Source organism: Streptomyces shenzhenensis (assembly GCF_021462265.1).
Classification (GTDB): Bacteria; Actinomycetota; Actinomycetes; order Streptomycetales; family Streptomycetaceae; genus Streptomyces; species Streptomyces shenzhenensis.
This window is the reverse complement of the sequence record NZ_JAJONF010000004.1, coordinates 196638-220184: the sequence shown is the minus strand read 5'-3', so window position 1 is coordinate 220184 and position 23547 is coordinate 196638. Positions and strand designations below refer to the sequence as shown.

The window sequence follows — 23547 nt, the reverse complement described above, 5'->3', positions numbered from 1 at the left end:
CGCGGAGCCTGGGCTCAGCCCAGCCGTACGACCGCACGCGACATGCCCAGCACCTTCTGCCCGGCGCTCATCGCCGTCAGGTCGACGCGCACGGTGTTGTCGTCGAGCTTGGCCGCGACCTTGCCGCTGACCTCGATCAGGGCACCCTTGTCGTCGTTCGGGACGACGACGGGCTTGGTGAAGCGGACGCCGTAGTCGACGACCGCGCCCGGGTCGCCGGTCCAGTCGGTGACCACACGGATCGCCTCGGCCATGGTGAACATGCCGTGCGCGATGACGTCAGGCAGGCCGACCTCCCTGGCGAACCTCTCGTTCCAGTGGATCGGGTTGAAGTCCCCGGAGGCACCCGCGTACCGCACCAGTGTGGCGCGGGTCACCGGGAAGGTCTGCGCCGGCAGTTCGGTGCCGACCTCGACGTCCTCGTACGCGATCTTCGACGTCATCGGATCCTCACGCCTCGCCTTCTGCTGCGTCCGCCGCCCGGGCCACCAGCTTGGTCAGAGCGCTCACCACCAGCTCGCCCGCCTCGTCGTGCACGTCGCCCCGGATGTCGATGACGTCGTTGCCCGCGAGGGACTTGATGGCCTCGATGGTCGAGGTCACGGTCAGCCGGTCGCCGGCGCGCACCGGGCGCCGGTAGGCGAACTTCTGGTCGCCGTGCACCACCCGGCTGTAGTCCAGGCCGAGCTGCGGATCCTCGACGACCTGTCCGGCCGCGCGGAAGGTGATCGAGAAGACAAAGGTCGGCGGGGCGATCACATCGGAATAGCCGAGCGCCTTGGCGGCCTCCGGGTCCGTGTACACGGCGTTGGTGTCGCCCACCGCCTCGGCGAACTCGCGGATCTTCTCCCGGCCCACCTCGTAGGGCTCGGTGGGCGGGTAGGTCCGTCCCACAAAGGACTGGTCGAGCGCCATTGGCCCGGCACCTCCTGATGTCTGCTGTGATGCCCCACAAACTAGCGGGAAAGCCGTCCCCCGAAACGCCGTGAGGCCGCCCCCTGATGGGGACGGCCTCACGGACGAGCCTGTTTCTTATCGCGTCTCGCGGTGCGCGGTGTGCGCATTGCAACGCGGGCAGTGCTTCTTCATCTCAAGACGGTCCGGGTTGTTACGCCGGTTCTTCTTGGTGATGTAGTTCCGCTCCTTGCACTCCACGCAGGCCAGCGTGATCTTCGGGCGGACGTCGGTGGCAGCCACGTGAGTGCTCCTTGACGAACGGGTGGGATGGTTTAACGCATAAAAGAGTAGCCGATCGAAGGACCGACCCCGCAATCGGCTACTGTCAGTAGCGGTGACCGGACTTGAACCGGTGACACAGCGATTATGAGCCGCTTGCTCTACCGACTGAGCTACACCGCTTTGATGAGATCGACCCCGCCTCGCGGCGGGACCTCTCACACCAGAGCCCCAATACGGAATCGAACCGTAGACCTTCTCCTTACCATGGAGACGCTCTGCCGACTGAGCTATTGGGGCGAGCGATGAAGACATTACACGCTCGGCCGCCGTTCACCCAAATCCGTTTCCTGCCGCCCATCCCGGGCCCTTCCGCACGGCCCACGGCAGCCTCTCCGGCCCCTTCCGCAGGGCCCACGACAGCCTCCCGGACCGCTTCGGGCACTCCGCCCACGCGCGCGTGCCGAACCGTTCCGCGCAGGTCCGACGGCTCCGGTACGACTATTGCGCTCCTCCCCGCCCCACGCGACTCGCCGTCCTAGGCTCGACTCACTCTGCGTGATCTTGAGTCCAACGCCTGGACCGACCCTCATGGAGCGCGATGCCCGACAGCCAGCCGCAGCCGCCCTCGTCGTCCAACCCGCAGGGTTCCCCGGGCTCCTCCGACCCGGCCGCGCTCCTGCTGTCCGGTGCCCGGCTCACCGACGGCCGGACCGTGGACGTACGGCTGGGCTGCGGGCGCATCGAGGCGGTGGGCACGGCCGGCAGCCTGGCGCCGGGCCCGGCCCGCGCGGGCGGCACGCGGGTGGACCTGACCGGCTACCTCCTCCTCCCGGCCCCCGCTGAACCGCACGCCCACGGCGACACCGCCCTCGCCGCCGCACACCGCGGGCCCGTCTCGTACGAACCCGAGGACGTCCAGCGCCGCGCCACCGAGGCGGCCCTGCTGCAACTCGGACACGGTGCGACGGCGGTACGCGCGCACGTGCGCGTGGGCGACGTCCAGGGCCTCGGCGCCCTCGCCGCCGTCCTCCAGGCGCGTCGCTCACTGCGCGGGCTCGCGGAGCTCACGGCGGTCGCGATGCCACGGGTCCTGACCGGGGTCGCCGGCGCCGACGGCCTCGCGATACTGCGGGACGCCGCGAAGATGGGCGCGTCCGTGGTGGGCGGCTGCCCGGACCTGGACCCCGATCCCGCGGGGTACGCGGAGGCGGTCCTGGAGGTGGCCTCCGAACACGGCTGCCCGGTCGACCTGCACACGGATGCCACCGACCCGGCCCGGCTGGCCCGGCTCGCGGCGATGGCGGGCGGCATGCGTCCCGGCGTGGTCCTCGGCCCGTGCGCCGGGCTCGCGCGCCTGCCCGCCGAGGTGGCCGCGCGGATCGCGGACCAGCTCGCCGCGGCCGGCATCACGGTGGTGTGCCTGCCCCAGGGCGGCTGCGGCTCCGCCGAACGCCGCGGCACGGCTCCGGTACGGCTGCTGCGCGCGGCCGGGGTGCGGGTCGCCGCCGGCAGCGGCGCCCTGCGCGACCTGTCGAACCCCGTCGGCCGCGGCGACCCCCTGGAGGCGGCCTACCTCCTGGCCTCCCGCCACGGCCTGCGCCCCGAGGACGCCTACGACACCGTGAGCGCCGCCTCCCGCGCCGCCCTCGGCCTCCCCGAGGTCCGCGTCGAGGCCGGTTTCCCCGCCGAGCTCCTCGCCGTACGCGGCGACCACCTGGCCGGCGCGCTCTCCCTCGCCTACAGCCGGATCGTGGTGCACCGGGGGCGCGTGGTGGCACGCACGAGCGCGGTCCGCGAGTACTGCAACTCGGCGGTGGCGGCCGAACTGGGACTGCCTCGGCAGGGACGGGGTGAGGTGTCCTGAGCGGCGCGGGCACACGACGGGGAGGCGGGCGTTGGACGTGAGGGCGCCGGACGGGAGGCGGGAACACGGGCGTCGGACGGGGGCGCCGGCCCCGGGGACGGGGGGCGCCGGACGCGGCGGTGGGAACGCGGGCGTCGTACAGGAGCGGGAACGCGCGGCCCAGAGTGCGGCGTCCGCCCGGAAAGCCCCAACCGGACCGGCGCGCCCGGTGGAACCCCACGCGCGCGTGGGACAGACATGGGTGGAACGCCACGCGCGCGTGGGGCTCGGTGGAACGCCACGCGCGCGTGGGGGCGCATGAAGTCGTGCGGCGGATGCGGGGCTTCGGGCGTACGGTCTGAGACATGCGCATTGTCATCGCTGGTGGTCATGGTCAGATCGCGTTGCGGCTGGAGCGGCTGCTCTCCGCGCGCGGGGACGAGGTCGCGGGGATCATCCGGAAGGCCGAGCAGGGCGACGACCTGCGGGCGGCCGGTGCCGAACCGGTGCTGCTGGACCTGGAGTCGGCGTCGGTCGAGGAGGTCGCGGCGCATCTGCGAGGGGCGGACGCGGCGGTGTTCGCGGCGGGCGCGGGACCGGGCAGTGGCACGGCCCGCAAGGAGACGGTGGACAAGGCCGCGGCGGTGTTGTTCGCGGACGCCGCCGTGCGCGCGGGCGTACGCCGTTTCGTGGTCGTCTCCTCGATGGGCGCGGACCCGGCGCACCAGGGCAACGAGGTCTTCGACGTGTACCTGCGGGCCAAGGGCGCGGCCGACGCGTACATGACCGGGCAGAGTGCCCTGGACTGGACGATCCTGCGCCCCGGCGCGCTGACGGACGCGCCGGGCACCGGTCTGGTGCGTCTGGAGGCGCACACCGGCCGGGGCGCGGTCACACGCGACGACGTGGCCGCCGTGCTGGCGGAGTTGGTGGACACGTCGGCGACGGCCGGCCTGACTCTGGAGCTGATCGGCGGGTCGACGCCCGTCAGCGTGGCCGTGAAGTCGGTGGCAGGGAACTGAGTTCTCAGAACAGCGCCAGCTGACCGGGGAACTCGGGTACGACGTAACCGTCCAACGCGGGCTGCACGGCCCCGATCCGGGCCTGCTGCCGCGAGCCGGAACAGGAGACCAGTTCCCCGGTCTCGCGCGTTCCGGGCGGGTCGTGCCGCGCGAAGCGGCCCGCCACGACGGCGATTTCACGGCGGCACACCGGGCAGGTTCTACGTCGGGAGGACATGCGTTCAGTGTGCCCCGGGACACGGCACCGGACGAGGGACCACTGCCCCGGCCGCACCACCGACGAAGCGCCCCATGATCTTCATCACGCCGCCGCGCTGCGCGATTCAGCACGCCTGAAGGCATCCGCACAGGTGCACGACGAAGGGCCCGTGACCTGCTTGATCGCAGGTCACGGGCCCTTCGTTCCCGTGTGGCGGCGCCAGGATTCGAACCTGGGAAGGCTGAGCCGGCAGATTTACAGTCTGCTCCCTTTGGCCGCTCGGGCACACCGCCGGGGGGTTCGCCACCAGATCGAACCGCTTTTCGGCGGTGCTCCCTGGCAACGACGTAAACAATACCCGATCCACAGGGGTGCTCCGCCACCCGATTGATCGCCGCCCACGGGACGCGGGATGGCTAGGCTGGTGCGGATGCGGCCCGGTCCCCGCACCGGGCTCGGCGGCCGTCGTCGCGCGCCGCAACGCATCCCGTTACGCCCCCTGATACAAGGAGCCACAGGACATGGCCGACTCCAGTTTCGACATCGTCTCGAAGGTCGAGCGGCAGGAGGTCGACAACGCCCTCAACCAGGCCGCCAAGGAGGTCTCACAGCGCTACGACTTCAAGGGTGTGGGCGCCTCGATCGCCTGGTCCGGCGAGAAGATCCTGATGCAGGCGAACTCCGAGGAGCGGGTCAAGGCGATCCTCGACGTCTTCCAGTCGAAGCTGATCAAGCGTGGCATCTCGCTGAAGGCGCTGGACGCGGGTGAGCCGCAGCTCTCCGGCAAGGAGTACAAGATCTTCGCGTCGATCGAGGAGGGCATCTCCCAGGAGAACGCGAAGAAGGTCGCGAAGATCATCCGCGACGAGGGCCCCAAGGGTGTGAAGGCCCAGGTCCAGGGTGACGAACTGCGCGTCAGCTCCAAGAGCCGCGACGACCTCCAGGCCGTGATCGCGCTGCTGAAGGGCCAGGACTTCGACTTCGCGCTCCAGTTCGTGAACTACCGGTAGGCGCCGTCGTCGAAGTACGAGAAGGGCGGGCACCCCGCGGTGCCCGCCCTTCTGGTGCGCCGGCCCCCGCCGGGGAGGTGTTCAGTCGCGCGAGTTGCCGAACAGGATGCGGTAGGCGATCAGCAGGACCAGCGAGCCGCCGATCGCGGCCACCCAGGTCGCGCCGTCGTAGAAGTCCTTGGTGATCGGGTGGCCGAGCCAGCGCGCCGATATCCAGCCGCCGAGGAACGCACCCACGACACCGATGAGGGTCGTGCCGATGAAGCCGCCCGGGTCACGTCCCGGCAGCAGGAATTTGGCGATGGCGCCGGCCAACAGTCCCAGGATGATCCAGCTGATGATGCCCATGACCTGAACCTGCCCTTCCGCGCTGTGTTCGCACTGTCCGGGCCCTGTGATTCAGGTCCCGGCCGACCGTGCGGGAAGCTGGTGCCGGACGGACTGTCCGAGCCGTCCCCTGTGTCCGTAGCGCGTGTGTTCGTGCCTTGTCGATGACGAGGACGCCTGGGCGACACCGCACGGTTGCGGTTATCAGTAGGGTGCGGGCCGTGACTTCCTCAGCCTCCCCTTCCGGTCTGCGACGCACGCTGGGCGTGCGCGACGCCGTGATCGTCGGCCTCGGCTCGATGATCGGGGCCGGCGTGTTCTCCGCTCTGGGCCCCGCGGCCCGCGCGGCCGGTTCCGGGCTGCTTCCCGGGCTGGCCGTCGCTGCCCTGGTCGCCTACTGCAACGCCATGTCCTCGGCGCGCCTGGCGGCCCGGTACCCGCAGTCGGGCGGCACCTATGTGTACGGGCGGGAGCGGCTCGGCGCCTTCTGGGGGTACCTCGCGGGCTGGGCGTTCGTCGTCGGCAAGACGGCGTCCTGCGCCGCGATGGCGCTCACCGTGGGCGCATACGTGTGGCCGGGGCAGGCGCACGCGGTGGCGGTCGCGGCCGTGGTGGCGCTGACCGCCGTGAACTACGGCGGCATCCAGAAGTCGGCCTGGCTGACGCGGGTGATCGTGGGCGTGGTGCTGGCGGTCCTCGCTTCCGTGGTGGTCATGTGCCTGACGTCCGGGGCGGCGGACGCGAGGCGGCTGGAGATCGGGCTGCCGTCGGGCGTGGGCGGGGTGCTTCAGGCGGCCGGCCTGCTGTTCTTCGCGTTCGCCGGGTACGCACGGATCGCCACTCTCGGCGAGGAGGTGCGGGACCCGGCGCGCACCATCCCGCGTGCGATCCCGCTGGCTCTGGGGATCACGCTGATGGTGTACGCGTGCGTGGCGGTGGCCGTGGTCTCGGTGCTGGGCACCGACGGGCTCGGGCGGGCTGCCGCGCCGCTGGCCGACGCAGTGCGGGCGGCCGGGGCGCCGGGGCTGGTGCCCGTGGTGCAGGTGGGGGCCGCGGTGGCCGCGCTCGGCTCGCTGCTCGCCCTGATCCTGGGGGTGTCGCGGACGACGCTGGCCATGGCCCGCGACGGTCACCTGCCTCCGGCGCTGGCCGCTGTGCACCCGCGCTTCCAGGTCCCGCACCGCGCGGAACTGGCCGTCGGCGCGGTCGTCGCCGTGGCGGCGGCGACGGCGGACCTCCGGGGTGCCATCGGTTTCTCCTCCTTCGGTGTGCTGGCGTACTACGCGGTGGCCAACGCCTCGGCGTGGACGCTGGATCCGGCACCGCGCACGCGACTGGTTCCGGTGCTCGGGCTCCTGGGGTGCGTGATCCTCGCGTTCGCGCTGCCGGTGACGTCGGTGGCCGCGGGGGCGGCCGTAGTGGCGGTGGGTGCGGCGGTGTACGCCGTACGGCGGTGGGCAGCGGCCCGGCGGACCCGGTGACCGGCACCGCCGCCGTGCCCCGCGGCATGGGACGGTGGCGGCTGCGCTCGGGAGGTCCCGTCTCTCAGCGGGCCTGCTCCGCGGCCGTGCGGGTTCGTATGCCGTCCCAGGGCGCCGCGTCCAACAGGGGCAGCAGGCCGTACGCCGGGCCGAAGCCGCCGTCGCCCACTCTCTCGTAGAGCGCGGCGAGGAGAGGGGCCAGGGGGAAGCGGAGGGCCTGACCGGCGCGGTCGAGCGTGGCGGTGTCGGCGGGGGCGGGAAGCGAAGGCCACCCCCACGGGCGCGAGTTGCGGGCCTGTGCGGTCACCTGTGTCAGCAACTGCTCGATCTCGGTCATGGCTTCATGATGCAGGCCGCCGCTGACAACCGGGGCGGCCTGTGGACAACCTCCCGCAGACGCTCCGGCCTGTGGACAACTTGCGGCCGTAGGCGCCGGACCGGAGTGCCGGCCTGGGGTGACGTGGGGTCAGCGAGTCGCGAACGGCTGGTCCGTGGGGACGATCTCGCGTCCGAGCGGAAACAGGGAGACCGGGATCAGCTTGAAGTTGGCGATGCCGAACGGGATACCGATGATCGTCAGGCACATCGCGATGCCGGTGACAATGTGGGCGAGGGCCAGCCACCAGCCGGCGAGGACCAGCCACAGGACGTTGCCGACGCAGGAGGGGGCGCCCGCGTCGCGCCGCTCCACGGTCGTGTACCCGAAGGGCCACAGGGCGTACACGCCGATACGGAAGGCAGCTATGCCGAACGGAATGCCGATGATCGTGACGCAGAGGATCACGCCCGCGGCCAGGTAGCCGAGGAACAGCCAGAAGCCGCTCAGGACGAGCCAAATGATGTTCAGGATGGTCTTCACTGCGGGCGACCTGCCATCTTCTCTAGCCGGGCGATCCGTTCCGCCATGGGCGGGTGCGTCGAGAACATCTTGGACAGTCCCTGGCCAGGACGGAAGGGGTTCGCGATCATCATGTGGCTCGCGGTCTCGATCCGGGGCTCGGGGGGCAGCGGGAGCTGCTTGGTGCCGGCGTCCAGCTTGCGCAGGGCGCCGGCGAGGGCGAGCGGGTCACCGGTGAGCTGGGCGCCGGAGGCGTCCGCCTCGTACTCCCGGGAGCGGCTGATGGCGAGCTGGATGAGGCTGGCGGCGAGCGGACCCAGGATCATGATCAGTAGCAGGCCGAGGAAGCCGGGGCCGTCGTCGTCGTCCGAGCGGCCGACCGGGATCAGCCACGCGAAGTTGACCAGGAACATGATCACCGAGGCGAGGGCGCCGGCGACCGACGAGATGAGGATGTCGCGGTTGTAGACGTGGCTGAGCTCGTGGCCGATGACGCCGCGCAGTTCGCGCTCATCCAGGATGCGCAGGATGCCCTCGGTGCAGCACACGGCGGCGTTGCGCGGATTGCGGCCCGTGGCGAAGGCGTTCGGTGCCTCCGTCGGGGAGATGTACAGGCGTGGCATGGGCTGGCGGGCCTGGGTGGAGAGGTCGCGGACCATCCGGTACAGGGCCGGGGCTTCGAACTCGCTCACCGGGCGCGCGCGCATCGCGCGTAGCGCCAGCTTGTCGCTGTTCCAGTACGCGTACGCGTTCGTGCCGAGGGCGACGAGGACCGCGACGATCAGACCCGTTCGGCCGAAGAAGCTGCCGATGACGATGATGAGTGCCGACAGTCCTCCGAGGAGAACTGCGGTTCTGAGCCCGTTGTGCCGGCGGTGCACGGTACGCCCTCCAAGTCGTGCGGCAGGGGAACCCTTTGCCTGCGGTGCTGCCTTCCGATCTGCGATGCCACCGGTGTCGTGGTGTCACGTCCAGTGGACCCTCCCGCACTGGTCAACGCCAGGCGACGGTCTCTAGTTCCCTCGTGTCCGCTGTGCGCCTCATGAGCCGTCCGGGTGAGAGCCGCACCCGGCGCGCGTGATGGTCCGCACGCGCGCGTGCGGGACGTCAGAACAGGCCGGTGGCGGCGAAGCGGAGCACCAGCTGGGGCGCCCCGGAGAGCACGACCCCGAGGGTGCCGGTGAGGGCGAGCGCGGCTGTGAGGGGGGCCGGGAGGCGGTGTCGTGCGGGCTCGCCCTCGGGGGCGCGGAACAGCAGGGCCGTCCACTGGAGGTAGTAGTAGAGGGCGATCACGACGTTGACGGCCATGACGACGGCGAGCCAGCCGAGACCGGCTTCGACGGCCGCGGAGAAGACGGTGACCTTCGCGAACAGGCCGATGATGCCTGGCGGGAGTCCCGCGAGGCACAGCAGGAAGAACGCCAGGAGCAGCGCGGCGAGCGGGTTCCTGGCGTACAGGCCGCGGTAGTCGGAGATCCGGTTGAGCCGCTCCGTACGGGCGACGGCGGCGGCCACCGCGAACGCGCCGAGGTTCACGGCCGCGTACATGAGGGCGTAGGCGACGGTGGAGCCCACGGCCTTCTGGGCGTCGTCGGTGTATCCGGCGGCGGCGATCGGCACCAGCAGATAGCCGGCCTGGCCCACCGACGACCAGGCGAGGAGTCGTACCGCGCTGTACGCGCGCGTGGCCTGCTGGCGCAGGGCCGCCACGTTGCCGACGGTCATGGTGAGGGCGGCCAGGGCGGCGAGCGCGGGTCCCCAGACGTCGGCGTACGACGGGAAGGCGACGACGGTGACCAGGATCAGGCCGGAGAAGCCGACGGCCTTGCCGACGACCGACAGGTAGGCGGCGATCGGGAGGGGTGCGCCGACGTAGGTGTCGGGCACCCAGAAGTGGAAGGGCACGGCGGCCGTCTTGAACGCGAAACCCACGAGGGTGAGGACGACCCCTGTCTGGGCGAGTGTGTGCAGTTGCCCGTCCACGTGCTGGATCCGGTCGGCGACCTGGGTGAGGTAGAGGCTGCCGGTGGTGGCGTACACGAAGCTGATGCCCAGGAGGCTCACGGCGGTCGCGGTCACCGAGGACAGGAAGAATTTCAGGGCCGCTTCGGAGGACCTCTTGTCGCCGTGCCGGATTCCGACGAGGGCGAAGGCGGGCAGGGAGGCGACTTCCAGGGCGACGATCAGGGTGGCGAGGTCGCGGGAGGCGGGCAGCAGGGCTGCGCCGGCGGCCGAGGAGAGCAGCAGGAACCAGAACTCGCCCTGGGGATAGCGGCGCTTGCCGTCCTTGAGGGTGGTGACGGACAGCAGGGCCGTGAGCAGGGCCCCGCCGAGGACGAGGAACTGCACGATCAGAGTGAACCGGTCGGCCGTGTAGCTGCACGCGCGCGTGGTGCCCGTCAGGCAGAAGGTGCTGCGGTCGTGGCCGAGGAGCGGGAGCAGCAGGAGGGCGGCCGCGGCGAGTCCGGCGACCGAGACCCAGCCGAGGAGCGGCTTTTTGGCCTCGGGCACGAACAGGTCGGCGACGAGGACGACCAGGCCGACGACCGCGGTGAGGGTGGGCGGGGCGATGGCGAGCCAGTCGACGGACTGGACGAGGTTCGCGGCCAGGGGGTGGGCCAGGGCGCTCATCGGATGCCTCCTGCGAGGAGCTGCTGCACGGCCGGGTCGGTCAGGCCGAGCAGGGCCTTGGGCCACAGCCCGGCGACGACGGTGAGAACGACGAGCGGGGTCCAGGCCGCGAACTCGTAGCTGCGGACGTCGGCGAGCTTGGGCACCTCCTGTGCTGCGGCGCCCATGCAGACGCGGCGGACCACGGCCAGCATGTACGCGGCTGTCAGCAGGGTGCCGAGGGCGGCGATCGCCATGAAGGTGAGGAAGGCCGGGCGGCTCAGGTCGGCGGCGGGCTTGAACGCGCCGAACAGGGCCAGCATCTCGCCCCAGAACCCGGCGAGTCCGGGCAGCCCGAGCGAGGCGACGGCGGCGAACGCGAGCAGTCCGCCGAGGCGCGGTGCCTTGCCGTACAGGGCGGCCCCTGTCTCCTCGGCCAGGGTGTCCAGGTCGGTCGTGCCGGTGCGGTCCTTCAGGCCGCCGACCAGGAAGAACAGCAGGCCGGTGATGAGGCCGTGGGCGATGTTGGCGAACAGGGCGCCGTTGACGCCGGTCGGGGTCATGGTGGCGATGCCGAGCAGGACGAAGCCCATGTGGCCGACGGAGGAGTAGGCGATCAGGCGTTTGAGGTCGCCCTGCGCGCCCCGTCTGGCCAGGTTCAGGCAGGCCAGGGACCCGTAGATGATCCCGACGACCGCGAAGGCGGCGAGGTACGGCGCGAAGGTGCGGAATCCGTCCGGCGCGACCGGCAGCAGGATCCGGACGAACCCGTACGTACCCATCTTGAGCAGGACACCGGCCAGCAGGACCGAGCCGACGGTCGGCGCCGCGGTGTGGGCCTCCGGCAGCCAGCTGTGCAGGGGCCACATCGGGGTCTTGACGGCGAGCCCGATCCCGATCGCCAGAACGGCGATGACCTGCACGGATGCGGTGAGCGACCGGCCGTTGTCAGTGGCGAGTGCCACCATGTCGAACGTGCCCGCCTTGATTCCGATCAGGAGCAGGCCGAGCAGCATGACGACGGATCCGAGCAGTGTGAAGAGGATGAACTTCCAGGCGGCCCGGGTGCGCCCCTCGCCGCCCCAGCGGGCGATGAGGAAGTACATCGGGATGAGCACCGTCTCGAACGCGAGGAAGAACAGCAGCAGGTCGAGGACGGCGAAGCTCGCGAGGGTGCCGGACTCCAGGACGAGCAGCAGCGCGACGAAGGCCTTCGGGGGCCCGCCCGCGGGCGGGTTGAAGTACGAGTAGAGCGCGCAGAGGAAGGTCAGCAGCGCGGTCAGGACTACGAGGGGGAGGGAGATGCCGTCGATGCCGAGGTGGATGCGCACGTCGAGTGCGGGGATCCAGCTGATGTCGGTCGTGGCCTGCATTCTCGACGGATGGCCGCGGTCGAAGCCGAGCGCGAGGACGATCGCGGCGATGAGGATCACGCCGGTCACGGTCACGCCGTGGCGGAGCACGGCCTGCTCCGGCGACTTCCCCTTCAGCCCGGGCGGGGCGGGCAGCAGGGCGGCGACGGCACCGAGAAGCGGGCCGACGACGATCAACGCCAGAAGGAACTGCATCACGGACTCGCTGATATCGATCACGCCTGCTCACGCTCCCGTGGCGACGAGGAGGACGGCGACCGCCAGGACGACGGTGCCGGCGAGCAGCGCGCTCACATAGGTCTGCACGTTGCCGGTCTGGGCCCGCCGTACGGCGGCGCCGAGCAGGCGGGGCAGAGCGCCCGCCCCGCGCACATAGGTCTCGACGACCTCGCGGTCGAGGAACTGGACGAGGCTCGCGGCGGCCAGTACCGGGCGGACGAACAGCGCGTCGTAGACGGCGTCGAGGTGGAAGCCGTCGGCGGCGTGCCGGTGCAGCGGGCCGAGCAGCAGCCGTCCGGGGTCCGCCGGGTCGGGTGCGTGGGCCACGTCCCCGAACGCGGGCTCATGGGCGGCGATGGCCTCGGCCTCGACCAGTCCCGCGTCGCCCTCCGGATGGGCGGCGACGGCACCCAGCGGGGCACGGGCGGCCAGCGTCCTGGTGCGCTGCCAGGTGCCGTAAGTGGCGAGTCCGCCGACGAGCGCGAGGCCGGTGCCGAGGACCGACGTGGTGAGGGTCGGGGTGAGCGCGCGGCCGTCGAACCAGCCGGGCAGTGACCGGTAGGCGAATCCGCCGAACGCGAGGGACGGCACGGCCAGGACCCACAGGATCACGGTCATGGACAGCGGCTGCCTGCCGTGGTCGGCCGCCGCTGCTCCGCGGCCCCGGAAGGCCAGCAGCCACAGCCGGGTCGCGTACGCGGCGGTGAGCAGGGCGGTGGCCAGGCCCGCGACGAGGACGATCCAGCCGGCGCTGCCGGGAGCGTGCTCGGCGTGGCCGGTGGCGGCGTGTTCGGCGGCGCCGAGGACGGACTCCTTGGAGAAGAAGCCGCTGAAAGGAGGGATCGCGGCGAGCGCGAGCAGGGCCACGGTCATCGTCCAGTAGGCGTCCGGGACGCGGTCGCGCAGGCCGGAGGTGCGGGACATGACGGCCAGCGAGTTGGTGCCGGCGGCGTGGATGATCACACCGGCCGCGAGGAACAGCAGCGCCTTGAAGGCGCCGTGGGACAGGAGGTGGAAGACGGCCGCACCGCGGTCGCCGACGGCGAGGGCGCCGGTCATGTAGCCGAGCTGGCCGATCGTCGAGTAGGCGAGGACGCGCTTGATGTCGTCCTGGGCGAGCGCGGCGAGGGCCGAGCCGACCATCGTGACGGCCCCCATGACGGCGAGGACGACCATCACGGCCGCGGCGGCCTCGAAGACCGGCAGGAGCCGGGCGACGAAGTAGACACCGGCGGCGACCATCGTCGCGGCGTGGATCAGCGCGGAGACGGGGGTCGGGCCGGCCATGGCGTCGGGGAGCCAGGTGTGCAGCGGGAACTGCGCGGACTTGCCGGCCACACCGCACAGAAGCAGCAGGCCGACCAGGGTGGGGTGGTGCAGCCCACCGTGCGCGACGGTGCCGAGGACCGTGGTGATGCGGAACGACCCGGCGTCGGTGGCCAGCGCGAAGAGGCCGATCAGGAACGGCACGTCGCCGAGCTTGGTGACCAGGAAGGCCTTGATCGAGGCGGCGCGGGCCTCGGGGGTCTCCCAGTAGTGGCCGACCAGGAAGTAGGAGCAGATGCCCATGACTTCCCAGCCGACCAGCAGCACGATCAGGTCGCCGGAGTAGACGACGAGGAGCATCGCGGAGGTGAACAGGGAGACGAGGGCGGCGTACGACGGGTAGCGCGGGTCGTCGCGCAGGTAGCCGGTCGAGTAGATCTGCACGCAGGCGGCGACGAAGGCGACGAGGACGGCGACGAGGACGGCGAAGCCGTCGATGTACAGGGCGAGCTCGATGGGGACCGAGCCGGTCGGGGTGAGCTCGGTGTGGGCGTCCACGGCTCGGCCGCCGCCCTGGTCGGCGGCGACCGTGCAGGCGAGAGCCAGCGCGGCGAGCGTCGGCAGGACAGCGAGCGGGCGGACGAATCCGGGGGCGGCGCGTCCCAGGAGCAGACCGGCGACGGCGCCGAGGAACGGCAGCAGGGGGACGAGGACGGCGAGGGTGGTCGTGGTCACGCGGTGGCCTCAGCCTTCTCGTCGGCCGCCCCGTCCGTGGGCGTGCCGTCCTCGTGGCCCTCGGCGGTGTCACGGAGCCGGTCGATGTCGGAGGTGCCGCGGTTGCGGTGGACGGCGAGGACGATCGCCAGGCCGATGCCGATCTCGGCGGCGGCGACGGCGATGGTGAACAGGGTCAGGGCCTGACCGGAGTGCAGGGTGTCCCGGGCGGCCTTGCTCAGCCAGACGTCGAAGGCGACGAGGTTGAGGTTGACGGCGTTGAGCATCAGCTCGACGGACATCAGGACCAGGATCGCGTTGCGGCGGGCGAGGACACCGTACAGGCCGGTGCAGAAGAGGAGAGCGGAGAGAACGGCGGGATAGGCGAGGTGCATCAGCGGGCGCCTTCCTGCTCGGATCCCTGCTCGGATCCCCGCGTGGATACAAGCTTGGATCCGTGCTCGCCCCCTTGCTCGATCGGGTGAATCCCGGATCCCGTGACGGAAGGGGAACTCCCGGTGACGGCCCGGCCGTTCACAGGGGGCGGGGCCGACTCCGCCTTCGCCTTCCGGGACAGGACGATCGCTCCGACCAGGGCCGCGAGGAGGAGGACGGAGAGGGCCTCGAAGGGCAGGACCCAGTTCTGGAAGAGGCTCGCGCCGGTGACCTTCGTCGAGCCTGCGGCGGCGCCGTCCAGGTCGATCCAGGTGGTACGGAAGGCGTCCACGACCACCCAGACCAGGGCGGCCGCGGCGACGACGGCGACGGCCAGCGCGACCCAGCGGTTTCCGGAGTCGGCGTCCGGGGAGCGGCCGATCGGGGCCTTGGTGAGCATCAGACCGAACAGCAGGAGGACGACGACGGAACCCACATAGATGAGGACCTGCACCCACGCGATGAACTCCGCGGTGAGCAGCAGGTATTCGACGGCGAGGCCGCCGAGGGCGACCACCAGCCACAGGGCGGCGTGCACCAGTTGGCGGGTGGTGACCGTGACGAGGGCGGCGCCGAAGGTGACCAGTCCGACGAGAAGGAAGGCGATCTCCACACCGGTCGGGGACAGGAAGCCGTGCGGCGCCTGGGTGAGCGGGCTCATGCCTCCCCCTCCCCCGGCTCGGGCCGGTCGGTGGCCGGCTCGGCCTGGGCGGCCGCGAGCTTCTCGGCTGTCTTGCGGGCGGCGACGATCTCCTTCGGTTCCTCCGCACCGGGGTCCAGGGCGGGCGGGGCCGGGACCGTCCACATCCACTCGCGGAGCTTGTCGCGTTCGTGGGTGAGTTCGCGGATGTCGGTCTCGGCGTACTCGAACTCCGGTGACCAGAACAGGGCGTCGAAAGGACAGACCTCGATGCAGATACCGCAGTACATGCACAGGGAGAAGTCGATGGCGAAGCGGTCCAGGACGTTGCGGCTGCGTTCGCGGCCGCCCGGGGCCGCCGGCGGGACGGTCTCCTTGTGGGAGTCGATGTAGATGCACCAGTCGGGGCACTCACGGGCGCAGAGCATGCAGACCGTGCAGTTCTCCTCGAACAGGCCGATCACACCGCGGGTCCGGGGCGGGAGGTCGGGAAGGGCGTCCGGGTACTGCTCGGTGACCGACTTCCGGGTCATCGTGCGCAGGGTGACTGCCAGGCCCTTGGCGAGGCCGGAGCCAGGGATGGGGGCCACTAGGAGATCACCACCTTGACGATGCCGGTGAGGGCGATCTGGGCGAGAGAAAGGGGGACGAGGAGAGTCCAGGAGAACTTCTGCAACTGGTCCTCACGCAGCCGGGGATAGGTCACGCGGAGCCAGATCACGACGAAGGCGAGGAGGGCCGTCTTCAGGAGGGTCCACAGCCAGCCGAGGCCGTCGGCACCCCACGGGCCGTGCCAGCCGCCCAGGAAGAGGACGGTGGTCAGACCGCACAGGACGACGATCCCGGCGTACTCGGCGAGCAGGAACAGGGCGAAACGCAGGCCGGTGTACTCGGTGTACGCGCCGAAGATGATCTCCGAGTCGGCGACGGGCATGTCGAACGGGGGCCGTTGGAGTTCCGCGAGGCCGGCGGTGAAGAAGACCAGACCGCCGGTGATCTGCCAGGGCAGCCACCACCAGTGGAAGGAGGCGACGATGCCCGGCAGGGAGACGGTTCCGGCCGCCATCGCCACGGAGGCGGCGGTGAGCAGCATCGGGAGTTCGTAGGCGAGGAGCTGGGCGGCGGTGCGCAGACCGCCGAGGAGGGAGAACTTGTTGGCGCTGGCCCAGCCGGCCATGAGCGAGCCGAGGACTCCGACGCCCATCACGGCCAGCACGAAGAACACACCCGCGTCCAGGACCTGGCCGACCGCGCCCTCACCGGGGCCGATCGGGATGGCGAGCAGCACGAGCAGATACGGAAGGAGGGCCACCGCGGGAGCCAGCTGGAAGACACGGCGGTCCGCGCCCGCCGGAACCACGTCCTCCTTCTGCGCGAACTTCACGCCGTCGGCGATCAGCTGGGCCCAGCCGTGGAAACCCCCGGCGTACATAGGTCCGAGGCGGCCCTGCATGTGGGCCATCACCTTGTGCTCGGTCTGGCCGACGATCAGAGGGAAGGTGAGGAAGACGACGAACACGACGAGGAGCCGCAGGGCGACGTCCAGAGCGTCGTTCACTGCGGGCCTCCTGGGGAATCGTCGTGGGGAGTGTCGTCGGGGGTGACGGGGCCGGGGGCCGGGACTTCGCGGTCGGGCGGGGCCTCGGAGGGGTGGACCTCGGGTGCGGGAGCCTCAGGGGCGGGGGCCTCGGAAGACCGGTTCCGCGAGGTCGAGGGTTCGGGGCCGGAGTCGTCGGGCGCTTCAGGCCCGGCGGGGTCCGACTCGGGCTCCTCGGCAGCGGCAGGGCCGGCCGCGGCCGGCCCCGGTGCCGCCGGCTCTCCCGTCGGCGCCGCCCTCGTCCCCGGCCCCGGCTCCCCGGCCTCGGCCCCGGTTGCCTCCGTCGAGTCGAGCGACGTCCCGCGTGGCTTCCCGGCCTCCGGTTCGTCGAAGGCCGGACGGGCGTGGTGCCACGGCGCGTCCGAGCTGCGGGGGGCGGCGGGACGGGCCGGAGCGGCGGGCGCCGTCGGCGTGTCCGTCTCCTGCGCACGCTGTGAAGCGGAGCCGCCCGAGGCCGTGCGTGACCGGCGCGGCCCTCGCGGAGCGGCCGACGGCCCCGCCTCGGGAGTGCTCGCCTGCGCAGCGGAGCCTTCCGCGGCGGGCTCCCCGGCGGGCGCTTCTTCCGTACCGGGGGCTGTCCGCTGCGAAGCGGATCCCGCACGCGCACTCCGTGACCGGCGCGGTACGGCCGGGCGTCCTGCGGCACCCGCCGCACCCGCCGCACCCGCCGCACCCGCCGCACCCGCCGCACCCGTCATACCCGCCGCACCAGCCGCGCCCGCCTCGGTCGCCGGTGCCGCCGCGGTTGTCTCAGCCGCCCCGGTCGCCTGGCTCGCCGAGCCCTCCGCGGTCGTGCGGGTACGGCGTACCGGGCGGTCGCCGGCCGTGCGGCCGGCCGCCGGGCGGGCGGGGCGGGCGGGGGCGGGCGGGAGTTGGCCTTTGAGGGGGCCCCACTCGTTGGGGTCAGGGACGCCCGCAGGGAGCATCTGGCGCCGCCTGGGGCCACCGTGGTCGGACTCGCCCGGTTCCTTGGCGCCGGGCCAGGCCTTGGCGACGCGGGCGGCGAGGACGAAGTCCTTGCGCAGGGGGTGGCCTTCGAAGGTTTCCGGGAGAAGGAGATGGTCGAGGCCGGGGTGGCCGGTGAAGCTGACGCCGAACATCTCGTGGGTCTCGCGTTCGTGCCAGCGGGCGCCCGCGTAGACGCCGACGGCGGACGGGAGTTCGGGGGCGGCGTGCGGGACGGTCGTACGAAGGAGCAGACGGCGGACCGGGGCGAGGGCGACGACGTGGGCCGAGACGCGGAAGCCGGTGCCGGGTTCGTCGACCGCGCTCAGCCAGTCGAAGTAGGTGCAGGAGAGGGTCGTACGGGCGATCTCCAGGCCGGCGAGCCAGGAGGAGGGAGGAAGGTCGACGGTCAGGACGCCATAGGACTCGTCGGCTGTGGCGTCCGTGCCGAAGAGTTCCTCGACGGGGGCCGGCAGCCAGCCGACCGGGGCCGTCATCGCGCGCCCCCTTCGCTCTCGTCCGCCGTGACGGCCGGGGGCCGGACCAGCCCGCTCTGAAGGGCCGCGGCGGACGGACGGAGGGTGCCGTAACGCTCGCCCAGGGACTCCGCCGCGATCTTCTCCTGGAGTTTGAGGATGCCCTGGAGGAGCGCCTCGGGGCGTGGCGGGCAGCCGGGGACGTAGACGTCGACGGGGATGATCTGGTCGACGCCCTTGGTGACGGAGTAGGAGTCCCAGTAGGGGCCGCCGCAGTTCGAACAGGCGCCGAAGGAGATGACGTACTTCGGTTCGGGCATCTGCTCGTAGAGGCGCTTGACCGCCGGGGCCATCTTGTCCGTGACCGTGCCCGAGACCACCATCAGGTCGGCCTGGCGGGGGCCGGGCGCGAAGGGGATCACGCCGAGGCGGATGAAGTCGTGGCGGGCCATCGACGCGGCGATGAACTCGATCGCGCAGCAGGCGAGGCCGAAGTTGAAGACCCAGAGCGAGTAGCGGCGGCCCCAGTTGAGGACGACCTTCATCGGTTCGGGAGCGAGGCGGGCGAGCGCGCCCAGCCGCTTCGGTTCCGGGAGCAGCACGGGCTCCGGCGGCGTCACGTCCGGCGTCACGTCCATGTCAGGACGCCCTTCTTGTATGCGTACAGCAGGCCGACGGCGAGGAAGCCGAGGAAGACGAACATCTCCACGAGCGTGGTCGCGCCGTAGCCGGGGGCGGCGAAGACCGTCGCCCAGGGGAACAGGAAGATCGAGTCGACGGCGAAGATGACATAGAGGAAGGCGTAGACGTAGTAGCGGACCTGGGTGTGGGCCCAGCCCTCGCCGACGGGGTCGACGCCGCACTCGTAGGTGAGGAGCTTCTCGGGGGTGGGGACCACCGGGCGCAGCAGCCGGCCGGCGCCGAAGGCGACGGCGACGAAGATCACGCCGACCAGCGTCAGCAGTCCCACGACCGAGTAGGACGCGAAGTAGCCCGCCGCGACGGCCACGGTCGGCTCACCACCCACCGTCTCCCGCATCGCCCGTCCCTCATTCCCTCGACAGACACAGGCCCGGACCAGCCCGGCGCCGTGACCTCAGTCAACTCTTGATTCGACGATCTGTACGCACGGGAGTCTAGGCCCTGATAAAGACACGGTAAGCAGCCCGTCACACGGTGGGACAAGGTGGAGACCCCAGGAGACGTGAGACTGGAGGCGCCTGGGGGGCTTTCCCCAGGACGGGCCCGGCGGCGAACTCCATGGCGTCGCGCCACGGCACACGGCACGCTGGCGCATATGACCGCATCCGCACCCCGATCCCTCAGCTTCCCCGACGGCGGAGAAGACCGTGAACGACTGCCGCCCGTGCGCTTCGCCTACGACGGTCACACCTGGAAGGAGATCGCGCACCTCCTGCTGAACCTGCCCATGGCGCTGTTCGGCTTCGTCTACGTCGTCACGACGGTGTGGGTGAGCGGTGTACTGACGCTGACGGTGATCGGCATACCCCTGCTCGCCGCGACCCTGCTGGGCGCCCGGCAGCTGGGGAAGCTGGAGCGGGCACGCGCGCGTGCGCTGCTCGGGGTGCGAGTGGAGGAGCCGACACCGCTGCCCTGGGCCAGGCGGGGTGCGGGCACCCAGCGGCTGTGGATGACGTTGAAGGACCCGGTGGGCTGGCGGACGCTGCTGTACGACTTCATCCGGCTGCCATGGGGCATCCTCACCTTCTGCACCACGCTGACCTCGCTGTTCGTGCTGTGGCCGGTGCTGCCGTTCATCGCGCGCGGGCTGGCGAACGTGGACCGGGCGATGGTGCGCGGGCTCCTGTCGCCCTCCGACGAGCTGGAGCGCCGTATCGCCGAACTGGAGTCGGACCGGGGGGTGGTCGTCGACACGGCAGCCGCGGATCTGCGGCGCATCGAACGTGATCTGCACGACGGGGCGCAGGCCCGGCTCGTCAATCTGGCGATGGGGCTGGGGCTGGCGAAGGAGAAACTGCTGGAGGATCCCGACGCGGCCGCGGTGATGGTCGAGGAGGCGCACGGCGAGGTGAAACTGGCGCTCCAGGAGCTCAGGGATCTCGCCCGGGGCATCCATCCGGCGGTGCTGACCGACCGGGGGCTGGACGCGGCGCTGTCGTCGGTGGCCTCGCGCTGCACGGTGCCGGTCCAGGTGACCGCCGATCTGCCGTCCAGACCGGCGCCCGCGATCGAGGGCATCGCCTATTTCACCGTCTCCGAGCTGCTGCAGAACATCAGCAAGCACAGCGGGGCGCGTAACGCCTCGGTGGACGTGTGGCGGGCCGACGACCGGCTGCTGATCCAGGTGCGGGACGACGGGCGCGGCGGGGCGAGTCTGGACGGCGGCTCCGGGATGCGTGGCCTCGCGGACCGGCTGGGCGCGGTCGACGGCCTGTTCGTCGTGGACTCGCCGGCCGGCGGTCCCACGACGGTCACCGCGGAGCTGCCCTGGCGCGACCGGGCGTAGCCGGGAAGAGGGCGGACGGTACAGGAGGGGTGGGGAAAACCCCCCGTTCAAGACGCCGACGGACTCCATGGTCCCTGGACCTGCGGCACAGCAGGGTGGAGGAGGTACGGCAGGACAGGCCGGTGAAGCCCGTGAAGGCCGTGAAGCCGATGGGGCGGGGCTGGACAGTACAGGACAGGAGGGGACGGCTCCGATGGCCACGGAATACGGACACGAGTACGAGTACGGGTACGGGCAGGACCACGGATACGGCCGCGAGCCGTACGGTGAGCGTCGGCATCGGGTGCCGGCCGTGCTGCGGGCGCCGTTCGAGGCGCGTAGCTGGCATGAGTTCGGCTATGTCCTGCTGGGCCTTCCGGTCGGCGTCACGCTGTTCGTGTGGACCGTGACGATGGTGTCCCTCGGCGTCGGTCTGCTGGTGACCTTCGTCGGGATCCCGCTGCTGGCGGTGGCCCTCGCCGGGTGCCGCGGCTTCGGGACGATGGAACGGGCACGCGCGCGTACGCTGCTGAAGCTGGAGGTGGCCGATCCGGAGCCGCTGCGGATGCGCAAGCCGGGTTTGTTCGCCTGGGTCGGCGCGGTCCTGAAGAGCGGCACGTCCTGGCGTCATCTGCTGTACGCGGTCCTGCAGTTCCCCTGGTCGATGTTCTCGTTCGTCGTCGCCCTCAGCTTCTGGACGTACGGCTGGGCGCTGCTGACGTATCCGCTGTGGTTCTGGGTGTTCCCGGTGTGGGTCGGGCAGGGCGGGCTGCAGCTGTACGGCGACGCGCACCACAGTGTCTACCTCGACAACCCGTTCGAGATCACCGTGACCGCGCTGGTGGGACTGCTGTTCACGTTGGCCACGCCGTGGATCGTACGGGCGCTGACGCTGGTGGACAGGGTGCTGGTGCACGGGCTGCTGGGGCCGTCGAAGCTGGCGTCGCGGGTGGTGGAGCTGGAGTCCGACCGGGGGATCGTGGTGGACGCGGCGGCCGCCGATCTGCGGCGGATCGAACGGGATCTGCACGACGGGGCGCAGGCGCGGCTGGTGGCGCTGGCCATGGACCTAGGGCTGGCGAAGGAGAAACTGCGGGAGGATCCGCAGGCCGCGGCACGGATGGTGGACGAGGCGCACGGTGAGGTGAAGACCGCGCTGCAGGAGTTGCGGGACCTGGCCCGCGGGATCCATCCGGCGGTGCTGACCGACCGGGGGCTGGACGCGGCGCTGTCCGCGGTGGCCTCGCGGTGCACGGTGCCGGTGCGGGTGGAGGTCGACCTGACGGAGCGGCCGGCGGCGGCGATCGAGGGGATCGCTTACTTCACGGTGTCCGAATTGCTGCAGAACATCAGCAAGCATGCGCGGGCGAGTGGGGCGGTGGTGGATGTGTGGCGGAGTGCGGACCGGTTGATGCTGCAGGTCGTGGACGACGGGGTGGGGGGTGCGGACACGGCGCGGGGGTCGGGGCTGGCGGGGCTGGCCGAGCGGCTGAACGCGGTCGACGGGATTCTGGTGGTGGACTCGCCGGTGGGTGGGCCTACGCGGGTGACGGCGGAGTTGCCCTGGCGTGGCTGAGGGCGGGTGTTCGCCCCCGCCGCCCCTACCCGTCCCGTCCACGTCCCGTCCTCCAGGGGGTGGGCCCCCTTCGACCGCCCGCTCCGGGGGCTGCCGCCCCCGAACCCCCGCATCGGCCTGAACGGCCTCGTCCTCAAACGCCGGACGGGCTGGTAGTGGGGGTGCTGACCGGCTTTCGTCCGCGGATGCCGGGCGGGCTGGTGGTGGGGGCGGACCGGCCTTCGACCACACACGACCGACAGAGCGGAGGAGGGTACGGAGCGGGCTTCGAGCACAAGCACACGGTGGGATGAGGGAACGACAGGCAGGCTGGTTGCCGGGCGGTGAAGGCGCGGGGAGGCGGCCTGATTTGGTTTGCCGCCTCCTCTTACCGGCACGCACTCCGATCCGAATGCTGGAATGCTGGACTTTCGGACAGGGCAGGCATGTACGCCGGACGGGGTGTGGGGGGCCGGAGAACAGTGGAGGACAGGGTGCGGGTGGTCATCGCCGAGGATTCCGTGCTGCTCCGGGAGGGGCTGACCCGGCTGCTGACCGACCGGGGGCATGACGTCGTCGCGGGCGTCGGGGATGCGGAGGCGCTGGTCAAGACCATTGCCGAGCTGGACACGCAGGACGCGCTGCCGGACGTGGTCGTCGCGGATGTGCGGATGCCGCCGACGCACACCGACGAGGGTGTGCGGGCCGCCGTACGACTGCGGAAGGCGCATCCGGGGCTCGGGGTGCTGGTGCTGTCGCAGTACGTGGAGGAGCGTTATGCCACCGAACTGCTGGCCGGTTCCAGCCGGGGCGTGGGATATCTGCTGAAGGACCGGGTCGCCGACGTGCGGGAGTTCGTGGACGCCGTGGTGCGGGTCGCCGAGGGCGGTACGGCGCTCGATCCGGAGGTCGTCGCACAGCTGCTGGGCCGGAGTCGTAAGCAGGACGTCCTTGCGGGCCTCACCCCACGGGAGCGGGAGGTGCTGGGGCTGATGGCCGAGGGGCGGACGAACTCGGCGATCGCGCGGCAGCTGGTCGTGAGCGACGGAGCCGTCGAGAAGCACGTCAGCAACATCTTCCTCAAGCTCGGACTCTCCCAGAGCGACGGTGACCACCGGCGCGTTCTGGCCGTTCTGACGTATCTGAACTCCTGACGGGCCGACGGCACCGTGTCGGCACCCGAAGGCGGCCAGGGGGAGGGAAAATCATGACAAGCCAGGGCGACAGGTCGTCTCAGGAGCCTGTCCAGCATGCGAGCTGGTACGGGAAGGCGACCCTAACCGACGTAGGGTTGATTGCGGGATGGTCCGTGAGACGACCACGCCCGGGCAGCCGCCTCGAAGGAGGTCCA

Annotated in this window: 24 protein-coding genes, 3 tRNA genes and 1 pseudogene; 7 read left to right on the top strand and 21 right to left on the bottom strand. The window is 71.3% G+C overall.

The features are described 5' to 3' along the window. Nucleotides 1-14: 14 nt before the first annotated feature. From LQ326_RS07610 to LQ326_RS07590, 5 genes are all read right to left on the bottom strand, one after another. A complete protein-coding gene (locus LQ326_RS07610) occupies nucleotides 15-443 on the bottom strand; it encodes a MaoC family dehydratase (protein ID WP_234534011.1) in 429 nt (142 codons plus the stop codon). 7 nt (nucleotides 444-450) lie between these two features. Continuing rightward, nucleotides 451-915 (bottom strand): MaoC family dehydratase N-terminal domain-containing protein, encoded by a 465-nt coding sequence (locus tag LQ326_RS07605; protein ID WP_181808226.1) that lies wholly within the window; start codon nucleotides 913-915, stop codon nucleotides 451-453. Between the two features lie 117 nt (nucleotides 916-1032). Beyond that, entirely contained in the window at nucleotides 1033-1197 is a 165-nt protein-coding gene (rpmG, locus tag LQ326_RS07600) for a 50S ribosomal protein L33 (protein ID WP_003948671.1), read from the bottom strand. Between the two features lie 89 nt (nucleotides 1198-1286). Beyond that, nucleotides 1287-1359 (bottom strand) — tRNA-Met (locus LQ326_RS07595). A 44-nt stretch (nucleotides 1360-1403) separates the two neighbouring features. Beyond that, nucleotides 1404-1476: transfer RNA gene (locus tag LQ326_RS07590), tRNA-Thr, on the bottom strand. Between the two features lie 301 nt (nucleotides 1477-1777). Between LQ326_RS07590 and LQ326_RS07585 the strand changes: the two genes are divergently transcribed. After that, on the top strand, nucleotides 1778-3043 hold the full coding sequence (locus LQ326_RS07585) for an amidohydrolase family protein (protein ID WP_234534009.1): 1266 nt from the start codon (nucleotides 1778-1780) through the stop codon (nucleotides 3041-3043). 344 nt (nucleotides 3044-3387) lie between these two features. Beyond that, nucleotides 3388-4044 carry an NAD(P)H-binding protein gene (locus LQ326_RS07580; protein WP_234534008.1) on the top strand — a complete coding sequence of 219 codons (657 nt, stop codon included), beginning with the start codon at nucleotides 3388-3390 and terminating at the stop codon, nucleotides 4042-4044. Nucleotides 4045-4048: 4 nt separating this feature from the next. Here LQ326_RS07580 and LQ326_RS07575 read toward each other — a convergent pair whose 3' ends face one another. Next, nucleotides 4049-4261 carry a hypothetical protein gene (locus LQ326_RS07575; RefSeq protein ID WP_234534006.1) on the bottom strand — a complete coding sequence of 71 codons (213 nt, stop codon included), beginning with the start codon at nucleotides 4259-4261 and terminating at the stop codon, nucleotides 4049-4051. Nucleotides 4262-4454: 193 nt separating this feature from the next. Continuing rightward, nucleotides 4455-4536 (bottom strand) — tRNA-Tyr (locus LQ326_RS07570). Nucleotides 4537-4764: 228 nt separating this feature from the next. On the opposite strand from LQ326_RS07570, the gene LQ326_RS07565 reads away from it, so the two are divergent. Beyond that, nucleotides 4765-5253, top strand: coding sequence for a YajQ family cyclic di-GMP-binding protein (locus LQ326_RS07565; RefSeq protein WP_234534004.1), 489 nt, complete (start codon nucleotides 4765-4767; stop codon nucleotides 5251-5253). Between the two features lie 81 nt (nucleotides 5254-5334). Here LQ326_RS07565 and LQ326_RS07560 read toward each other — a convergent pair whose 3' ends face one another. Next, on the bottom strand, nucleotides 5335-5601 hold the full coding sequence (locus LQ326_RS07560) for a GlsB/YeaQ/YmgE family stress response membrane protein (protein WP_181800925.1): 267 nt from the start codon (nucleotides 5599-5601) through the stop codon (nucleotides 5335-5337). A gap of 200 nt (nucleotides 5602-5801) precedes the next feature. Between LQ326_RS07560 and LQ326_RS07555 the strand changes: the two genes are divergently transcribed. Next, entirely contained in the window at nucleotides 5802-7061 is a 1260-nt protein-coding gene (locus LQ326_RS07555; protein WP_234534002.1) for an APC family permease, read from the top strand. 109 nt (nucleotides 7062-7170) lie between these two features. Here the strand turns inward: LQ326_RS07555 and LQ326_RS07550 are convergent. The 13 genes and pseudogenes from LQ326_RS07550 to LQ326_RS07490 all read right to left on the bottom strand — a co-directional run. After that, nucleotides 7171-7398 (bottom strand): annotated as a pseudogene (locus LQ326_RS07550) (SMI1/KNR4 family protein); the annotation flags it as partial. Nucleotides 7399-7527: 129 nt separating this feature from the next. Then, on the bottom strand, nucleotides 7528-7920 hold the full coding sequence (locus LQ326_RS07545; RefSeq protein WP_234534000.1) for a YccF domain-containing protein: 393 nt from the start codon (nucleotides 7918-7920) through the stop codon (nucleotides 7528-7530). Beyond that, nucleotides 7917-8780 (bottom strand): zinc metalloprotease HtpX, encoded by an 864-nt coding sequence (htpX, locus tag LQ326_RS07540; protein ID WP_181808994.1) that lies wholly within the window; start codon nucleotides 8778-8780, stop codon nucleotides 7917-7919. The genes LQ326_RS07545 and htpX overlap by 4 nt, the downstream gene beginning before the upstream one ends. A gap of 226 nt (nucleotides 8781-9006) precedes the next feature. Next, nucleotides 9007-10530: an NADH-quinone oxidoreductase subunit N gene (locus LQ326_RS07535; protein WP_234533997.1), complete on the bottom strand. Its 1524-nt coding sequence runs from the start codon at nucleotides 10528-10530 to the stop codon at nucleotides 9007-9009. After that, the gene (locus LQ326_RS07530) at nucleotides 10527-12101 is read right to left on the bottom strand and encodes an NADH-quinone oxidoreductase subunit M (protein ID WP_234533996.1); all 1575 of its coding nucleotides are present in this window, start codon (nucleotides 12099-12101) and stop codon (nucleotides 10527-10529) included. Before LQ326_RS07530 ends, LQ326_RS07535 begins: the two co-directional genes overlap by 4 nt. Before the next feature lie 6 nt (nucleotides 12102-12107). Beyond that, a complete protein-coding gene (locus tag LQ326_RS07525) occupies nucleotides 12108-14102 on the bottom strand; it encodes an NADH-quinone oxidoreductase subunit 5 family protein (protein WP_234533994.1) in 1995 nt (664 codons plus the stop codon). Continuing rightward, a complete protein-coding gene (nuoK, locus tag LQ326_RS07520) occupies nucleotides 14099-14476 on the bottom strand; it encodes an NADH-quinone oxidoreductase subunit NuoK (RefSeq protein ID WP_234533992.1) in 378 nt (125 codons plus the stop codon). Before nuoK ends, LQ326_RS07525 begins: the two co-directional genes overlap by 4 nt. Beyond that, a complete protein-coding gene (locus tag LQ326_RS07515) occupies nucleotides 14476-15177 on the bottom strand; it encodes an NADH-quinone oxidoreductase subunit J family protein (protein WP_234533990.1) in 702 nt (233 codons plus the stop codon). The genes nuoK and LQ326_RS07515 overlap by 1 nt, the downstream gene beginning before the upstream one ends. Beyond that, complete coding sequence (locus LQ326_RS07510) at nucleotides 15174-15746, bottom strand: NuoI/complex I 23 kDa subunit family protein (protein ID WP_234533988.1); 573 nt, start codon at nucleotides 15744-15746, stop codon at nucleotides 15174-15176. Before LQ326_RS07510 ends, LQ326_RS07515 begins: the two co-directional genes overlap by 4 nt. Beyond that, nucleotides 15746-16714 (bottom strand): complex I subunit 1/NuoH family protein, encoded by a 969-nt coding sequence (locus LQ326_RS07505; protein WP_234533986.1) that lies wholly within the window; start codon nucleotides 16712-16714, stop codon nucleotides 15746-15748. The genes LQ326_RS07510 and LQ326_RS07505 overlap by 1 nt, the downstream gene beginning before the upstream one ends. After that, complete coding sequence (locus tag LQ326_RS07500) at nucleotides 16711-18195, bottom strand: NADH-quinone oxidoreductase subunit C (RefSeq protein WP_234533984.1); 1485 nt, start codon at nucleotides 18193-18195, stop codon at nucleotides 16711-16713. Before LQ326_RS07500 ends, LQ326_RS07505 begins: the two co-directional genes overlap by 4 nt. Continuing rightward, entirely contained in the window at nucleotides 18192-18812 is a 621-nt protein-coding gene (locus LQ326_RS07495) for an NADH-quinone oxidoreductase subunit B (RefSeq protein ID WP_234533982.1), read from the bottom strand. Before LQ326_RS07495 ends, LQ326_RS07500 begins: the two co-directional genes overlap by 4 nt. Beyond that, nucleotides 18803-19213 (bottom strand): NADH-quinone oxidoreductase subunit A, encoded by a 411-nt coding sequence (locus LQ326_RS07490; protein ID WP_234533981.1) that lies wholly within the window; start codon nucleotides 19211-19213, stop codon nucleotides 18803-18805. The genes LQ326_RS07495 and LQ326_RS07490 overlap by 10 nt, the downstream gene beginning before the upstream one ends. A gap of 258 nt (nucleotides 19214-19471) precedes the next feature. Between LQ326_RS07490 and LQ326_RS07485 the strand changes: the two genes are divergently transcribed. The 3 genes from LQ326_RS07485 to LQ326_RS07475 all read left to right on the top strand — a co-directional run bounded on the left by LQ326_RS07485 (nucleotide 19472) and on the right by LQ326_RS07475 (nucleotide 23350). Further along, nucleotides 19472-20662, top strand: a complete 1191-nt coding sequence (locus LQ326_RS07485) for a sensor histidine kinase (protein WP_234533979.1) — start codon at nucleotides 19472-19474, stop codon at nucleotides 20660-20662. Between the two features lie 193 nt (nucleotides 20663-20855). Continuing rightward, nucleotides 20856-22217 carry a sensor histidine kinase gene (locus tag LQ326_RS07480; RefSeq protein ID WP_234533977.1) on the top strand — a complete coding sequence of 454 codons (1362 nt, stop codon included), beginning with the start codon at nucleotides 20856-20858 and terminating at the stop codon, nucleotides 22215-22217. Between the two features lie 425 nt (nucleotides 22218-22642). Continuing rightward, a complete protein-coding gene (locus LQ326_RS07475) occupies nucleotides 22643-23350 on the top strand; it encodes a response regulator transcription factor (RefSeq protein ID WP_268206765.1) in 708 nt (235 codons plus the stop codon). Nucleotides 23351-23547: the final 197 nt, after the last annotated feature.

Bases quoted from the DNA above. Each gene is read 5' to 3' on its own strand.
- LQ326_RS07580 (WP_234534008.1), top strand. From the start codon at position 3,388: ATGCGCATTGTCATCGCTGGTGGTCATGGTCAGATCGCGTTGCGGCTG.
- LQ326_RS07535 (WP_234533997.1), bottom strand. From the start codon at position 10,530: ATGAGCGCCCTGGCCCACCCCCTGGCCGCGAACCTCGTCCAGTCCGTC.
- LQ326_RS07605 (WP_181808226.1), bottom strand. From the start codon at position 915: ATGGCGCTCGACCAGTCCTTTGTGGGACGGACCTACCCGCCCACCGAG.
- LQ326_RS07565 (WP_234534004.1), top strand. From the start codon at position 4,765: ATGGCCGACTCCAGTTTCGACATCGTCTCGAAGGTCGAGCGGCAGGAG.
- LQ326_RS07490 (WP_234533981.1), bottom strand. From the start codon at position 19,213: ATGCGGGAGACGGTGGGTGGTGAGCCGACCGTGGCCGTCGCGGCGGGC.
- LQ326_RS07480 (WP_234533977.1), top strand. From the start codon at position 20,856: ATGGCCACGGAATACGGACACGAGTACGAGTACGGGTACGGGCAGGAC.
- nuoK (WP_234533992.1), bottom strand. From the start codon at position 14,476: ATGCACCTCGCCTATCCCGCCGTTCTCTCCGCTCTCCTCTTCTGCACC.
- LQ326_RS07575 (WP_234534006.1), bottom strand. From the start codon at position 4,261: ATGTCCTCCCGACGTAGAACCTGCCCGGTGTGCCGCCGTGAAATCGCC.
- LQ326_RS07500 (WP_234533984.1), bottom strand. From the start codon at position 18,195: ATGACGGCCCCGGTCGGCTGGCTGCCGGCCCCCGTCGAGGAACTCTTC.
- LQ326_RS07585 (WP_234534009.1), top strand. From the start codon at position 1,778: ATGCCCGACAGCCAGCCGCAGCCGCCCTCGTCGTCCAACCCGCAGGGT.
- LQ326_RS07495 (WP_234533982.1), bottom strand. From the start codon at position 18,812: ATGGACGTGACGCCGGACGTGACGCCGCCGGAGCCCGTGCTGCTCCCG.
- LQ326_RS07475 (WP_268206765.1), top strand. From the start codon at position 22,643: ATGTACGCCGGACGGGGTGTGGGGGGCCGGAGAACAGTGGAGGACAGG.
- LQ326_RS07485 (WP_234533979.1), top strand. From the start codon at position 19,472: ATGACCGCATCCGCACCCCGATCCCTCAGCTTCCCCGACGGCGGAGAA.
- LQ326_RS07560 (WP_181800925.1), bottom strand. From the start codon at position 5,601: ATGGGCATCATCAGCTGGATCATCCTGGGACTGTTGGCCGGCGCCATC.
- LQ326_RS07610 (WP_234534011.1), bottom strand. From the start codon at position 443: ATGACGTCGAAGATCGCGTACGAGGACGTCGAGGTCGGCACCGAACTG.
- LQ326_RS07515 (WP_234533990.1), bottom strand. From the start codon at position 15,177: ATGAGCCCGCTCACCCAGGCGCCGCACGGCTTCCTGTCCCCGACCGGT.